This window comes from Pseudomonas sp. LB3P25 (assembly GCF_054897985.1).
Genome location: NZ_CM142711.1, coordinates 5722884 through 5737169 on the forward strand (window position 1 = coordinate 5722884; position 14286 = coordinate 5737169).

14 protein-coding genes and 1 pseudogene are annotated in these 14286 nt (G+C 59.9%); 5 read left to right on the top strand and 10 right to left on the bottom strand.

Going from position 1 to position 14286, the window contains the following annotated elements; genetic code table 11:
- Positions 1–28: 28 nt before the first annotated feature.
- A complete protein-coding gene (locus ACYZTW_RS26290) occupies positions 29–439 on the top strand; it encodes a low affinity iron permease family protein (RefSeq protein ID WP_462002414.1) in 411 nt (136 codons plus the stop codon).
- A gap of 45 nt (positions 440–484) precedes the next feature.
- Here the strand turns inward: ACYZTW_RS26290 and ACYZTW_RS26295 are convergent, their stop codons facing one another.
- The 9 genes from ACYZTW_RS26295 to ACYZTW_RS26335 form a co-directional block, all read right to left on the bottom strand.
- Positions 485–988 (bottom strand): DUF4142 domain-containing protein, encoded by a 504-nt coding sequence (locus tag ACYZTW_RS26295; RefSeq protein WP_462002415.1) that lies wholly within the window; start codon positions 986–988, stop codon positions 485–487.
- A gap of 73 nt (positions 989–1061) precedes the next feature.
- The gene (locus ACYZTW_RS26300) at positions 1062–1220 is read right to left on the bottom strand and encodes a stress protein (protein ID WP_462002416.1); all 159 of its coding nucleotides are present in this window, start codon (positions 1218–1220) and stop codon (positions 1062–1064) included.
- 117 nt (positions 1221–1337) lie between these two features.
- Positions 1338–2687, bottom strand: coding sequence for a sensor domain-containing protein (locus tag ACYZTW_RS26305; RefSeq protein ID WP_462002417.1), 1350 nt, complete (start codon positions 2685–2687; stop codon positions 1338–1340).
- Positions 2688–2772: 85 nt separating this feature from the next.
- The gene (locus ACYZTW_RS26310) at positions 2773–3411 is read right to left on the bottom strand and encodes a LysE family translocator (RefSeq protein WP_462002418.1); all 639 of its coding nucleotides are present in this window, start codon (positions 3409–3411) and stop codon (positions 2773–2775) included.
- Entirely contained in the window at positions 3408–3890 is a 483-nt protein-coding gene (gene fos, locus ACYZTW_RS26315) for a fosfomycin resistance glutathione transferase (protein ID WP_462002419.1), read from the bottom strand. Before fos ends, ACYZTW_RS26310 begins: the two co-directional genes overlap by 4 nt.
- 324 nt (positions 3891–4214) lie before the next feature.
- Positions 4215–5546 carry an MFS transporter gene (locus ACYZTW_RS26320; RefSeq protein WP_462002420.1) on the bottom strand — a complete coding sequence of 444 codons (1332 nt, stop codon included), beginning with the start codon at positions 5544–5546 and terminating at the stop codon, positions 4215–4217.
- Between the two features lie 184 nt (positions 5547–5730).
- Entirely contained in the window at positions 5731–6657 is a 927-nt protein-coding gene (locus ACYZTW_RS26325) for a hydroxymethylglutaryl-CoA lyase (RefSeq protein ID WP_462002421.1), read from the bottom strand.
- Positions 6654–7847: a CaiB/BaiF CoA transferase family protein gene (locus ACYZTW_RS26330; RefSeq protein WP_462002422.1), complete on the bottom strand. Its 1194-nt coding sequence runs from the start codon at positions 7845–7847 to the stop codon at positions 6654–6656. Before ACYZTW_RS26330 ends, ACYZTW_RS26325 begins: the two co-directional genes overlap by 4 nt.
- Before the next feature lie 233 nt (positions 7848–8080).
- On the bottom strand, positions 8081–8989 hold the full coding sequence (locus ACYZTW_RS26335) for a LysR family transcriptional regulator (protein WP_462002423.1): 909 nt from the start codon (positions 8987–8989) through the stop codon (positions 8081–8083).
- A gap of 239 nt (positions 8990–9228) precedes the next feature.
- Here ACYZTW_RS26335 and ACYZTW_RS26340 point away from each other — a divergent pair, with 239 nt between their 5' ends.
- Together ACYZTW_RS26340 and ACYZTW_RS26345 are read left to right on the top strand one after the other, a co-directional pair.
- The gene (locus tag ACYZTW_RS26340; RefSeq protein ID WP_462002424.1) at positions 9229–10464 is read left to right on the top strand and encodes an aminotransferase class I/II-fold pyridoxal phosphate-dependent enzyme; all 1236 of its coding nucleotides are present in this window, start codon (positions 9229–9231) and stop codon (positions 10462–10464) included.
- A gap of 21 nt (positions 10465–10485) precedes the next feature.
- On the top strand, positions 10486–11652 hold the full coding sequence (locus tag ACYZTW_RS26345) for an MFS transporter (RefSeq protein WP_462002425.1): 1167 nt from the start codon (positions 10486–10488) through the stop codon (positions 11650–11652).
- On the opposite strand, the gene yiaY is transcribed toward ACYZTW_RS26345, so the two are convergent.
- Complete coding sequence (yiaY, locus tag ACYZTW_RS26350) at positions 11649–12797, bottom strand: L-threonine dehydrogenase (RefSeq protein WP_462002426.1); 1149 nt, start codon at positions 12795–12797, stop codon at positions 11649–11651. The two genes, ACYZTW_RS26345 and yiaY, sit on opposite strands and share 4 nt — an antisense overlap.
- Positions 12798–12953: 156 nt before the next feature.
- Here yiaY and ACYZTW_RS26355 point away from each other — a divergent pair, with 156 nt between their 5' ends.
- Positions 12954–13973 carry a DUF4917 family protein gene (locus ACYZTW_RS26355; RefSeq protein ID WP_462002427.1) on the top strand — a complete coding sequence of 340 codons (1020 nt, stop codon included), beginning with the start codon at positions 12954–12956 and terminating at the stop codon, positions 13971–13973.
- Positions 13974–14067: 94 nt separating this feature from the next.
- Positions 14068–14190 (top strand): annotated as a pseudogene (locus ACYZTW_RS26360) (dihydrodipicolinate synthase family protein); the annotation flags it as partial.
- Positions 14191–14286: the final 96 nt, after the last annotated feature.

Below are 14286 nucleotides of genomic sequence, written 5' to 3' on the forward strand. Positions count from 1 at the left end.
CAGGCGCATTCCTAGAAGGAACACGGCAATGAAATTCGCAAAAGTCGCTCAGAAACTTGCCCTGTGGGCGGGCAGCCCCAAGACGTTCATGGGGGCGATCATTCTGATTTTTCTGTGGGGGCTGAGTGGGCCGATTTTTCACTTCAACGACACCTGGCAGCTGATCATCAATACGTCGACCACCATCATCACGTTCCTGATGGTGTTCCTGATCCAGAACACCCAGAACCGCGACACGGACATTTTGCACTTGAAGGTCGATGAGTTGCTGCGGGTGACGAAGGATGCGCAGAACGCGATGCTGGGGCTCGAGGCGCTGGACCTCAAGCAGTTGGAAGCGCTGAGAAAGCAGTATCGGCAACTTGGTGAGGGCGAAACGATTTCCGTGGACGGGACCGTCGTCGAGGAAAAAGGCAAACCGGATTTGAATGAATGCTGATCGGGAAGTCGCGGGTGGCCCGAGGCCACCCGCGCACTCCGATGGCTAGCGACTGGCTTGCAGCGCCTTGGCCATTTGCAGATGGTTCTGCAGTTTGGGCAGTGTTTCTTCGGCGAACGCTTTGATTTCAGGCACGTCGGTGGTCTGCGCTTCCTGTTGAAGCTGCTCGATGGCTTCCTGGGTGGTTTTCACCTGACTGGCCGCGTAGGCCTGGTCGAAGCTCGCGCCGTCCTTCACGTCCGGCATCAAGGCTTTGGCTTTATCGACTACTTCTTCGCGCGGGGCCACCGGTAAATCCAGTTGCTTGGCGATTTTCGCCAGATGCTGGTTGGCGGTGGTGCGGTCGTTGATAACAACGATGGTGTAGTCCTTGACCTCTTTGGATTCGGTTTTCTGGTGCGCCAGGCGGCTGGCTTCGATATCGGCCATGCCTTTGGCCGACGCATCGTTGATGAATTCGGCGGGGGACTGGGCAAAGGCACTGCTGGCACACAGGCCCAGTAACGTAGCAAAACTGGCATTGCGTAATCGGGTGGCCATCCGGCTCATGGTCGCGCCCTCCTCGTAAAAAATTCAAACGGGAGCTTACGCTCCCGCCTCTCAATCAAAACTACCTACACCACTACTTCGACTTCTGACCACCTTTGCGGCCCATATCGGGTTTCGCAGGCTCTTTATCGACAGTCGTGGTGGTAGTTTTCCCACCTTTGCGACCGGCTTCAGACGCCTTCGTTCGATCGCTGGGGGTGTTTCCCGAGTTCGAGTTTCTTGAATTAGGCATGATTCTCTACCTCTTGGTGATGATCGCGGCGAGCAGGAGCCCGCATAGGATCAGAATTTCGATCACCGCAAAGGTTTAGAAAAGTTGAAATCGCCGCGACGAACGGTGGCAAATTTTTCAGGCCCCGAGGCACTGATGATGTTGGCGCTTGGCGGCATACATGGCCTCATCGGCATGCCTGAACAACTGCTTTTCCTCGGTGCCGTGCTCGGGATATTGAGCGACGCCGATACTCGGCTGGATGTTCACGCTGTGCCCATCCAGGCGCAGCGGTTGAGCCAGGACCTGATGGATTTTTCCCGCCACGTTGTTGGCGTCTTCCGACGCGTGGATGCTGTGCAACAACACCACAAACTCGTCACCGCCAATGCGCGCCACCGTGTCAGTTTCGCGCACGCAGCCTTTGAGCCGATTGGCGACCGCTTGCAGCAGCATGTCGCCGACCGCATGGCCGTAGGTGTCGTTGACTTGCTTGAAGCGGTCGAGGTCGACGTACAGCAGTGCCATTCGGCCGGAGTCGGCCCGGGCCAGCGTCAACGAGGCTTTGAGCCGGTCACGGAGTAACTCGCGGTTGGCCAGTTGAGTCAGTGGATCGTACTGGGCCATGCGCTGCAGACGGGCATGCAATTGCTTGCGCTCGATCGCTGTGGCGATCTGGGCGCAAACGTACTGCAGCAGTTCCTTGTCCTGCTCGGTATAGCGCTCGCCACCCGGTACGCTTTTGACGATCAGCGCGCCGATGGTGCCATTTTGCGAGTTCAATGGCACACCCAGCCAGCAAGGTGAATGCTGGCCCGCGACAAGCGCCTCAAACCCCGTCGGTGGATTGTCCTGATCCGGGGTCAGCAGAATCGGCTGACCACTGCGAATCACTTCAGTGCAGAGGCGCCCGGTGATCGTTCCCGGCTGCTCGGGTTGCAGCTCCAGGTCGTCAACGTGATAGGGGAAATTCAGCTGTGCACAATGTTCGTCATACAGCGCCACGGAAAAATTCAGCGCCGGCAGCCATTCCCCGATGATCAAATGGATGCGCTTGAACAGCGCCAGTAAATCTTCCGCCGCGTGGGCCGCTTCGGAGATCGCATACAACGCCGCTTGCCGGGATTCAGCCTGCTTGCGCTCGGTGATGTCGCGCGCCACGGCGATGCGCAATTGGTCGACCTCCGACCAGCGTGCCGACCAGAGGATGTGCGCCACTCGGCCATCCTTGCGCAGGTAGCGGTTTTCGAAATTGAGCTTGGGTTCGCCGCCCATGATCTCCCGCGCGGCGTCGAGGGTGCGCTGACGATCGGCGGGATGTACCAGATCGATCATCGGCTGGCCGATCAGCTCTTCGGGGGTATAACCGAAAATACGCTCGCAGGCCGCGCTGACAAATACGAAGCGACCTTGTCTGTCGACCGCACAAACGGCATCCAGCAAGAGATCGATGAAGCTCGCCAACGGCGCGGAATTTCTGGTTGCCATAGTGCGGTGAGCGTGTCCGGCCAATGCAGCAATAAAGAACCCTCCTTGCCCCATCAGTACAACTGACGCCTCCTTGCGATCAGCCTCACGCCTTGTTCGTCACCAGCCCCGGCAATGCATGCGCCAGGGCGTTGATGGCGAAACCGATAAACATCACCCCACACAGCCGGGTGATCAACAGCTCATGGCGCTGGTACACGGTGCGCACCTGCCGCGCACCAACAATGCCAATGAGGATAGCGTAGGCCATGAGGCCGCCAACGAAACTCAGGACAATCAGCCACGGCAGCATCGACCAGTGCAGCAATTCGGCACGGCTGGACAGCAGCGCCGTAAAAGTCGCTACCGCCACCGGGTAAGCCTTCGGATTGGTCAGGCCAAACAGAATGCCGTGCCAGAACGGCTGCCGCGCCGGGCCTTGATGGGCTTCGACACTGCTGCGACGAGCGCGAACCGCGCGCAGACCGAGCCAGAACAGGTACAGCCCGCTGAACACGCCCAACACATCGAACGCGGTGCTGCCGATTTCCCGCGCACCGACAATCGCGATCAGCGCGGTGCTGCACCAGACCACATCCCCCAGCAGATGCCCGCAGAGAAACCCCGCCCCTGCCCTCCGGCCACGCGCCGCACCGATGCCGAACACCGCCAACACACCCGGCCCCGGCGTGATGCCGTAGACAAAGCCAGAGGCGAGAACAGCCATTAGCAGCGATGGGGTCATTGGAGGTCCTGTTGAGCCGGGGTGAATGCACGCAAGTCTATCTCAGGTCCCCGAGACCCGACTGACTGATCGTCGAAGAACTTCATCCCGGCATAAGGCCGCTGTCGACAGGCCGTCAGTCGTGATGCCAGATCGCCAACATGGGCTTCGAGCTTGTGCCCGTCCGGGTCGAGGAAATAGAAGGATGCGCCTTCGCTGCGATTGTCGCGCCATTCCTGGACGTCGGCGGATCGCAGGCGTTCGACGAAGAGCGGGAAGTCTGTTGCGCTGATGCTGAAGGCGTAATGGGTGTAATCGGCGGCGGGCTTGGAGTTGCGCAGCGGATCAAGGGAAAGGCACAACCACAGGCCCGGCAGCGAGAGATAGGCGCCGGTGTCCCACGTGGTTTCAAGCTGAAGTTGCAGCAGATCGCGATAGAACGCCACGCTGCGGTTCAAGTCGGTGACGGCGAGGGTCAGGTGGTTGAGGCCTGTTAGCAATTTTATTTCCTCACGGGTAAGTTCTGAACCAACGCCATCTGGAACGTAAAAGCAGCAAGCGCTGAGTGAAGCGGATAGCGGTGATTTCGCAAGCCCCAAAGAAATGAAAGCGGTTGTAAGCAAATGGGTGACGATTATCAGCTGATGCAAAGTTTTCAAAGCCAAAATGCTCAACAGCAATGCTGTTCGCTTAAGGTGCTTCGCAGGCAGAGGCAAGTATGGCGATGTCTTGAAAATCAAAAGATCGCAGGCTGCGCCAGCTCCTACAGGGATGCGTGGTCCATGTAGGGGCTGGGGCAGCCTGCGATCCTTTAACTCTTGTTTTCAGTACTTGTCGAGCGTGCGCAGCTTCTGCGGCAGCCCCCACATCAACAGCGCCACGGCGATCAGCGCAGCGACGCCGATGACATACAGCGCTGGCGTGGTGCTGCCGGTCAGGTCTTTGATCCGCCCCACCATCACCGGGCTGACGATGCCGCCGAACTGGCCAAGGGTGTTGATCACTGCGATCCCGCCCGCAGCCCCTGCGCCAGCACCCGCCAGCAGTTTGGGCGGCAGGGTCCAGAAGCTCGGGATGGACGCGATGATCCCGGCACCGAGCAAGCCCAGCGCGACAATCAGGAAGGTCGTGTGGTTAGCGAAGATCCCCGCACAGAAGAACCCTACCGCGCCCACCGCGACTAAGCCTGCGACAAACTTGCGTCGCTCACCGGTCGAGTCGGACAACCGCCCGATCACCACCATGCTGATGGCGCCGCAGATGTAAGGGATGGCGGTCAGCAAACCGATCATTACCGGGCTCTCGGTGCCGGCGCTGCGAATCAGTTGCGGGGCCCAGAAGTTCAAGCCGTAGGACGCCACCTGAATCAGGAAGTAGATCAGCCCGAGCGTCAGGAAGCCCGGAATCCGCAGCGCGGCGAGCAACGAGCCGCCACTCTTGTGCGGTTCATGGTGCGCAATGCGGCTGGCCAGCAGGGCTTTCTCCGACGGCGTCAGCCAATGCGCGTCTTCGATGCGGTCCTTGAGCAAGGTCAGCACCAGCAAGCCAAGGCCGATGCAGGGCACGCCGCCCAGCAGGAACAGCCAATGCCAGCCGCGCATATCCATAAAACCGTCGAGGTGTTGCAACACCAGCCCGGAGAACGGTGCGCCGACCAGGCCGGCAAACGCCGACGACAGAAACAACATCGAAGTGATGCGTCCGCGATAGTGCTGCGGGAACCACAGCGTCAAGTAATACAGGACACCCGGCGCAAAACCGGCCTCCATCGCGCCAATCACAAAGCGCAGCGCGTAGAACTGCCATTCGCTATTGACGAAGACCATGGCCGCGGTGGCTAGGCCCCAGGACATCATGATCCGGGCGATCCAGCGCCGGGCGCCGACCTTGTAGAGCATCATGTTGCTCGGCACTTCGAAGATCACGTAACCGACCACGAACAACCCGGCGCCGAGGCCGTAAGCGGTGTCGCTCAGGCTCAGGTCGGTCTGCAGCTGGAACTTGGCGAAGCTGATGTTGATGCGGTCGAAAAACGCGAACAAGTAGCAAACCATGATCAACGGCATCAGGCGCCAGGCGACTTTGCTGACCAGGGCTTTTTCTTCGTCGTGGCTAACGGACGGGCTCGCGCCCGCCTCCAGTACATTAAGGCTCATGATGTGTCTCCAGGCGGACTGCCCGTGGGTGTCCGATTGTTTTTGTTGTCTGGTTGAGATGCTCGGAAAGCTTTTACTGTGGGAGTGAGCCTGCTCGCGAAGGCGGTGTATCAGTCACCGGCAATGTTGGATGTCAGACCGCTTTCGCGAGCAGGCTCGCTCCCACAGGGTTTGTTCGGTGTTATCAGGAAGGCGTCGGATGCAAATCGCAATTGCGTCCGGCCTTGGCCAGCTGACCGGGCACTTCGTGACCCAGCAGCGCGGGTAATCCTCGCGACAATTGCAGCAACAGCGGCAGATCGATGCCGGTATGAATGCCGATTTCATCGCACAGATTGACCAAATCTTCGGTGCAAATATTGCCCGAGGCGCCCGGCGCGAACGGGCAACCGCCGAGCCCGCCGAGGGCCGCGTCGAAGCGCCGGGCACCGGCCTCATAGGCGGCCAGTACGTTGCACAGACCGAGCCCGCGAGTGTTGTGGAAATGCAGGGTCAAGTCAGTGGGTGAAACTCGCTGCAAGACCCGCCGCACCAGACGATCAACCTGCCGCGGATTGGCCATGCCGGTGGTGTCGGCCAGGGTAATGCCCTGGATCCCGAGTTCCTGATAAGCCTCGACGATTTGCAGCACGCGATCCTCATCGATCTTGCCCTCAAACGGGCAGCCGAAGGTGGTGGCGATGCTGCCGTTGAGCCGCACTTTCGTGCCGTCCACGTATTGCACGATCTCGCCGAACGCGGCCAATGAGGCTTCGCAACGCATGCGCATGTTCGCCAGGTTGTGGGTCTGGCTGGCGGACATCACCAGATTCAACTCATCGGCTCTGGTCGCCAGCGCCCGTTGCGCGCCTTTCAGGTTGGGGATCAACGCGACGTAAATCACCCCCGGTTGCCGGGCGATGCCCTTGAACACCCGCTCACCATCGCGCAGCGCCGGAATCGCCTTGGGGGAAACGAACGAGCCTGCTTCGATGCGGCTGAAACCAGCCAGCGACAGCTGATCGATCAAGGCAATCTTGTCGACGGTTTCGACCCAGGTCGGCTCGATCTGCAAGCCGTCGCGGGGGGAGACTTCCTGAACGATCAGGGTCTCGGAAAAATCAGTGATCATTGCACCACCCCTTCAGCTTTCAGCCGTTCGATGTCCGAACCTGTAAGGCCCAGCCCCGCGAGAATGCCGTCGGTGTGCTGGCCCAACGTAGGTCCGGACCAGTTCACGCCACCGGGCGTCTCGGACATTTTCGGCACAATGCCGGGCATCTTCACCGTAGCGCCGCCGGGCAGGTCGGCGTTGAGTAGCATGTCCCGCGCCTGATAGTGCGGATCGGCGACGATGTCGGCGACTGAATAGATGCGCCCGGCCGGGACTTCGGCAGCTTCCAGTGCCGACAACACATCGTCGATCGGCAGGCTGCTGGTCCAGTGAGTGATCGCCGCATCGAGCACGTTGCTCTTGGCGGCACGCCCGTCGTTATGGGCAAACTCCAGCGCATCGGCCAGATCACGGCGACCGATCACGTCCATCAAGCGCTTGTAGATGGGGTCGCTGTTGCCGGCGATCACCACGTAGGCGCCATCGGCAGTCAAGTAAGTGTTGGACGGCGCGATGCCCGGCAAGGCCCCGCCGCTGCGCTCACGAACATGGCCGAGCATGTCGTATTCCGGCACCAGGCTTTCCATCACGTTGAACACACTTTCAGCCAGCGACACATCGACCACTTGCCCCCCGCCCTGCCCGGTCTTGACCCGCAGCAGCGACATCAAGGCACCGATCACCGCGTGCAGCGAAGCCAGGGAATCGCCGAGGCTGACGCCCACCCGAGCCGGGGGTGAACCGGGGGTGCCGGTGGTGTAGCGAATTCCGCCCATGGCCTCGCCGATGGCGCCGAACCCCGGGCGATCACGGTAGGGGCCGGTCTGGCCATAACCGGAAATGCGCACCAGCGTCAGGTTGGGATTGAGGGCGTGCAACACGTCCCAGCCCAAGCCGAGTTTCTCCAGAGCGCCGGGACGCAGGTTTTCGATCAACACGTCGGCGCTGGTCGCCAGTTGCTTGACCAGTTCAATGCCTTCGGGGGATTTCAGGTTCAGCGCCAGGGACTTCTTGTTTCGCGATTGCAGGTACCACCACAGCGACGTGCCTTCGTGCAGCTTGCGCCATTTGCGCAGCGGGTCGCCCTGACCCATGGCTTCGATCTTGATCACTTCGGCGCCGAACTCGGCGAGCATGCGCGCGGCGAACGGCGCGGCGATCAGCGTGCCGATCTCAATCACTTTGATTGCACTTAAGGGGGCAGTCATCGCGGGGTACCTCATGTTGTTCTTGGAATATGAGCCAAGGCTAGAGGACCACGGGGGCTGGAATCCAACCTTCAGTTGGCAACGAGCGTTCGCGAAACGCGAACGCCTTGAGGATTTACCTTGAGTCCGCCTTCGCGAGCAGGCTCGCTCCCACAAGGGACTTATGAACGCCACAGATCAACTGTGGGAGCGAGCCTGCTCGCGAAGAGGCTCGCCCATCCAATCGAGATCTATCAGACCTGCCCGCGCAACTGCTCAAACAACATCCGGCTCACCGGTGACAGCGCCGCTTCATCGCGCACGACCAGAACCAACGCGCGATCCGACCAGTCATCCGTCAACGGCACCGCGTGCAAGCCCAACGCCCGGCCAAACAGCTCATAGGCTTTTTGCGGCAGGATGCCGATGCCCATGTTGGCCTGGACCATCCGGCACATGGCGTCGAAACCCGGTACATGAATCCGTAGCCGCAGCACTTTGCCGGCCTGGCGCGCGGCTGCGTGGGTACGCATGTTGATCGAACTGGCGGAATGCAGACCGACGTAATCGCTGCCCAGCGTATCGGCGAAAGCCAGGCTGGAACGACTCGCCAACGGATGATCGGGCAACATCAACACCACCAGTTTGTCCTGTCGATAAAGCACGCTGTGCAGACCCTTGACGTCGCTGTCACTGGAGCAGATCCCCAGGTCCGCCACGCCATCCAGCACACCCTGAATCACCCCGCTGCTGGGGCGCTCTTCAAGATCGGTCTTGACCTGAGGATGACGCTCGGAAAAGTCCCGCAGGTCCTCGGGCAGAAACTGAATGATCGCCGACAAGTTGGCGAGCATCCGCACATAGCCGCGGATACCGTGGCTGTGTTCGCCCAGTTCGAGCCCCATTTTCTCGACGTTGAACAGCATCTGCCGAGCATGGTGCAACAAGGTTTCACCGGCCGGCGTCAGGGTCATGCCCTTGGCTTGGCGCACGAACAGGCTGATGCCCAGCGCTTCCTCCAACTCCATCAGCCGCTTGCTGGCCGCCGACACGGCGATGGCTTCACGCGCGGCGGCACGGGTCAGCGTGCCTTCCTCATGAACGGCGACAAACAGCTGGAGAGTGATCAGGTCGAGGCGGCGGATCAGGCTTTTTTGCAGCATGGAGGGCTCGATGACTTCTGTTCGGCTGAATCGGCAGGATAGCCCGGTTTCCACGCGACTCGGCAAAGCAATTGGCCCACAACATCACGAGGCATCGCCCTACACATAAATCTCTTGTAACACTCATCCGTATCGGAAACAGCCGATTCAAAGCCTCTGCCCCGCTCTGTAAAGTCTGGAAACACACACGAACTGCAACAAACCCATGGATCGTTTCACTCAAGGAAAGTCATCTTCACATGGACCAGACAGCACACGCGGCAAACCGCTACACCAACTACCGCAAAGTCATCGCGTTGGCCGATCACGATTGGGAGAGCGCTGAAGCCGGGAAAATTTCAGGGCTCAACGTCGAAATCAAAAGTGCCAACCGGATGCTCGATCAGCACGGGCGCGCCTTTCATCATTTCTGTACGACGTCTTACCTGGGCCTGGATCATCACCCCGACATTCTCGACGGCGCCATGAACACATTGTGGGAAACCGGCACCCTGCGCGTCGCCAATTCAAAGAATCGTTGCAAGCTGGCAATTTTGGAACAGTACGAAACCGAACTGTCCGAGTTGTTCGGCGCCAGCTGCCTGAGCACCTTGTCGTGCAGTGCGGCGAGTGCCGGGATTCTGCCCTTGCTGGCCAGCGGCGTGTTTACGGAAAACCGCCCTCCCGTGATGGTCTTTGACCGGTTGGCGCATTACTCAATGAATCACCTCAAAGCTGCCTGCGCGGATGAAACCACGGTCGTGACCTGTCCGCATAACGACATGGATTTTCTCGAGAAGCAGTGCCAGCAGTACCGCACAGTCGCGTATGTTGCCGACGGTGCCTACAGCATGGGCGGGGTCGCAGACCTCGACAGTCTTTTGTATCTCAAGGACCGCTATGGGTTGTTTCTCTATCTGGACGATTCCCACGCGCTGTCCGCCGTCGGAACAATGGGCGCCGGCCTCGTGCGCCCCAGGATGCATACCCTGGAGAATGACTGCCTGATCGTCGCCTCGCTGGCCAAGTCGTTTGGCGCCAGCGGTGGTCTGGTGATGCTGGGCAATGAACGGCAGAAGAAGCTCATTGCGCGTTACGGGGGCCCCAGTAATTGGTCGCAAAGCCTGAACAGTGCAGCCATTGGCGCGGGCAGAGCGTCCATCCAGCTTCATCGCACGCCGGAATTTGCCGCGTTGCAGGAAAAACTTCAGGTTAATATCCGGCTGTTCGACAGCCTCATACGAACCGATCAACATAACAGCAACATGGCGATTCGACTGGTCAACTGCGGCGAAGCCGTGCTGGCCAACAACATCGCCATGGAGCTGGCCAATCACGGTTACTTCACCTCGGCCGTCTTTTTCCCGGTGGTCGCACAAGGCAAGGCTGCCATTAGAATCACCCTGCGCGCCGACATGGAGCCGACGCTGATCCGCCACTTTTGTGAACTCATTACCGAGCTTTTACGCACTCGAGGCCGGGAAATCGGCTGTTGAACTAAAATCAGGGAAGATTCAATGAAAAGCAGCACCACCCTCCTCGTCACCTGCTGCACGGTTTTCCTCGCCCAATTGGGCATGAGCATTTACCTGCCGGCGCTGCCGGTCATGGCCCGGGATCTGTCCGCCGACGCCTCGCAGGTTTCCTGGGGGCTGGCGGTGTATTTGATTGGCATGGCGCTGCCAATGTTGTTCTGGGGCAGCCTGGGCCAGCGCATCGGCCGCAAACCGGTGTTGCTCGCCGCGCTGGGCATCTACGGGCTGGGCAATCTGGCCCTGCCCCTGAGCCAGACGCTTGAATCGTTCCTGGCGTTTCGGCTGATTCAGGGCATTGGCGCCAGCGGAATTTCGGTCATGGCTCGGGTACTGATCCGCGACAGTTTCCGCGGTGGTCTTCTGGCCAAGGCGTTGTCCTGGATTTCAATTTCCTTTGTGGTAGCGCTGGGTATCGGTCAATACCTGGGGTCGATCATCCAGGTGGCGCTGGGGTGGCCAGCGATTTTCTACCTGTTGGGGGGTGTGAGTCTGATGATGGGGCTGGTCGTGGCCCGGGTTACGTTCCCGATGCTGGCCGAGGAAAATACCCCGTCATCCGCCTGGCCGAGCTATTGGCGCATTTTGCGTCATCGAGCCTTTCTGTTGCCGGCCCTCACCGCCGGTCTTGGGTACGGGGTGATTGTGGCGTTCAACACCGCAGCGCCGCTGATTCTGCAAGGACCGTTCAACTGGTCGGCCGTGGAATACGGGTTGTTGGGCTGGCCGATCAGCGCGGCGTATTTTCTGGGGGCTTTGGCGGTGAATGGCTTTGTACTTCGCACCGGTCAACGCGGGTTGATGACGGCAGGTGTGGGGCTGATGCTGGCCGGCAGCGCAGTGATGTTGCTGGGGAGTATGGCGGGTACTTCAGTGGCGCTGCTGTTCTGGTTGCCCTATTGCGTTGCGGTGTTCGGCCAGTCGTTGAATTACCCGATCAGCCTGTCCCTGGCCAACGACGGTTCGCCGGTCGGCGGTGCGTATGCGATGGCGTTGAGCGGTTTCATTCATCAACTGATGGCCGCTGCCATTGGTGGGGTTGCCAGCCTGATAGCAAGCCGGCAGGCATGGCCGTTGTCGCTGTTGTGTACCTTGCTGGCGTTGGGCGCGATGCTTTGCGTCATGCTCGCGCCCGGTCGCAAGACTTCCTAAAAGGCGCCGCGGAAAATCTCCTCGATCTGGCGCTGATCCGCCACGCGGGGATTGGTCAGGCCACACGCATCTTTCAAGGCATTGGTGGCGAGGATCGGGATGTCGTTGAGCTTGGCGCCAAGCTCACGCAAACCGGCGGGGATTTCCACGTCTTTAGACAGGCTGCGGATCGCCACGATGGCCGCCTGGGCGCCCGCTTCCGGGGTGAAACCGTGAACATCGACGCCCATCGCAAGGGCGACATCGGTAAGTCGATCGGCGCAAACCAGGGCGTTAAAGCTTTGTACGTGGGGCAGCAGTACCGCGTTGCACACACCATGAGGCAAGTCGTAGAACCCGCCCAACTGGTGAGCCATGGCATGGACATAACCAAGGGATGCGTTATTGAACGCCATGCCAGCGAGGAACTGCGCGTAAGCCATGTTTTCCCGCGCAGCCATGTCACTGCCGTCGCGGACGACCAGGCGCAGGTTGTTGCTGATCAACGTGATCGCCTTCAGTGCGCAGGCATCGGTAATCGGATTGGCGGCCGTGGAAACGTAGGCTTCGATAGCGTGAGTCAACGCGTCCATGCCGGTGGCGGCCGTCAGGCCCTTGGGCATGGCGACCATCAGCGCCGGGTCGTTGACCGACAACAGCGGCGTGACGTTGCGATCGACAATGGCCATTTTTACGTGACGGGATTCGTCGGTGATGATGCAGAAACGGGTCATCTCGCTGGCAGTGCCCGCCGTGGTGTTGATAGCGATCAGCGGCAGTTGCGGATGGGTGGATTGATCGACGCCTTCGTAATCGCGAATGTGCCCACCGTTGGTCGCGCATAACGCGATGCCTTTGGCGCAGTCATGGGGCGAACCGCCGCCCAGGGACACCACGAAGTCACAGCGGGTTTCCTTCAGTAGACCCAGACCGCTCTCGACGTTGGCGATGCTCGGGTTAGGTTTGGCGCCGTCGAAAATCACCGAATCGATGTCCTGCATCGCCAGTTTCTCGGCAATCATTTTCGCTACGCCCGCCTTGGCCAGTCCGGCGTCGGTGACGATCAGCGCCTTGCGAAAACCGTACTTGCTAATGGCGTCCATGGCTTCGTCGAGGCAACCGATGCCCATGATGTTCACGGAGGGGATGAAAAACGTGCTGCTCATGAGCGAGTCTCCTGGCTGAAGCCGAATCGGCAGCGCCGATCCAGCGGGTACCCACAGGATCGACCTATCGGTCACGCAGTAACTTGATCTGGCTCAAGTCTTGGTCGTGATAAAGTCGCTGCCCATCAGACCTTTTGCTTTGAGACTTTGCCCGCAATGACCGATTTCCAGGATGTTGATGCCCAACTTGAAGACTGGAACGCCTTGCGCGCCACCGCCTCGTTCAGCGGCCTGCTGGTGGGCAACGGCGCCAGCCGCGCCGTGTGGGACGACTTCGGCTACGACTCGCTGTTCGAAAACGCCCGCACCGTCGAAGAAAAACCCCTGAGCCAGTCCGAGCTGAGCGTGTTCGACGCCATGCAGACGCGCAGCTTTGAGCAAGTGCTCAGCGCGCTGAAAACCACCAGCCGGGTCAACAAGGCCCTGGCCGTGAGTTCCGCCGCACCACGCAATCGTTACTACGCGATCAAGGAAGCGCTGATCAACACCGTGCACGCGGTGCACATCCCGTGGCGGCTGGTGGTGCCTTCGACACTGGCGACGATCAATCAGGAACTGTGCCACTACCGGACCGTCTTCACCACCAACTATGACCTGCTCAATTACTGGGCGATCCAGCACCAGCCTGATGCGATCAGCGACCTGTTCCAGGGTGCAGAGCCAAGCTTTGATCTGAGCGCCACGGCGACCGATAAAACCCGCCTTCTGTATCTGCACGGCGGTTTGCATCTGGTGCGTAATCAGGACGGCACGGCGCGCAAACTGATGTCGACCGAGGGCACGTTGCTGGGCAGTTTCGCGATCAACAACACGATCAAGACCCTCGACGACGTGCCGCTGTTCGTCAATGAAGGTCCGGCGCAGGACAAGCTCAAAACCATTCGCAGCTCGGACTATCTGTCGTTCTGCTACGACCAGTTACTCGGTCATGGCGACGGGTTGTGCCTCTTCGGTCATGCCCTGGGTGAGCAGGACAGCCACATCATCCACGCCTTGCGCCAGACGAAACCGCAGGTGGTGGCGATCTCGATTTACCCGCGCAGCAAGGCGTTCATTCAGCACCAGAAGCGGCATTACGCGAAGGTGTTTGAGGGCACGGGTGTGGCGTTGCGGTTTTTTGATTCCAAGACCCATGCGTTGGGCAGCCCAAAGCTCACAGTTCCAGTCGAGGTTTAGCGGCGACGCGGCTGACGCCATCGTCGGAACGCCGCCCGGAGCAAGCTCGCTCCCACATTGGATCTGCGGTGTACACAAATCCCTGTGGGAGCGAGCTTGCTCGCGGGCCGGCTTGCGCGCCACCGGGCTGGAAGTGGGCGATCCACGGTTGCCGGTGTTTCCACTCGGCGAGGCGGGTTGCAGTCAGCTGCAAGACTTGTTGACCGCATTGCGCTGATCTCAAAACACACACAAAACCAATGTGGGAGCGAGCCTGCTCGCGATGGCGTTATCACATTCAAAAAAGATGCTGAATGTGATGGCCTCATCGCGA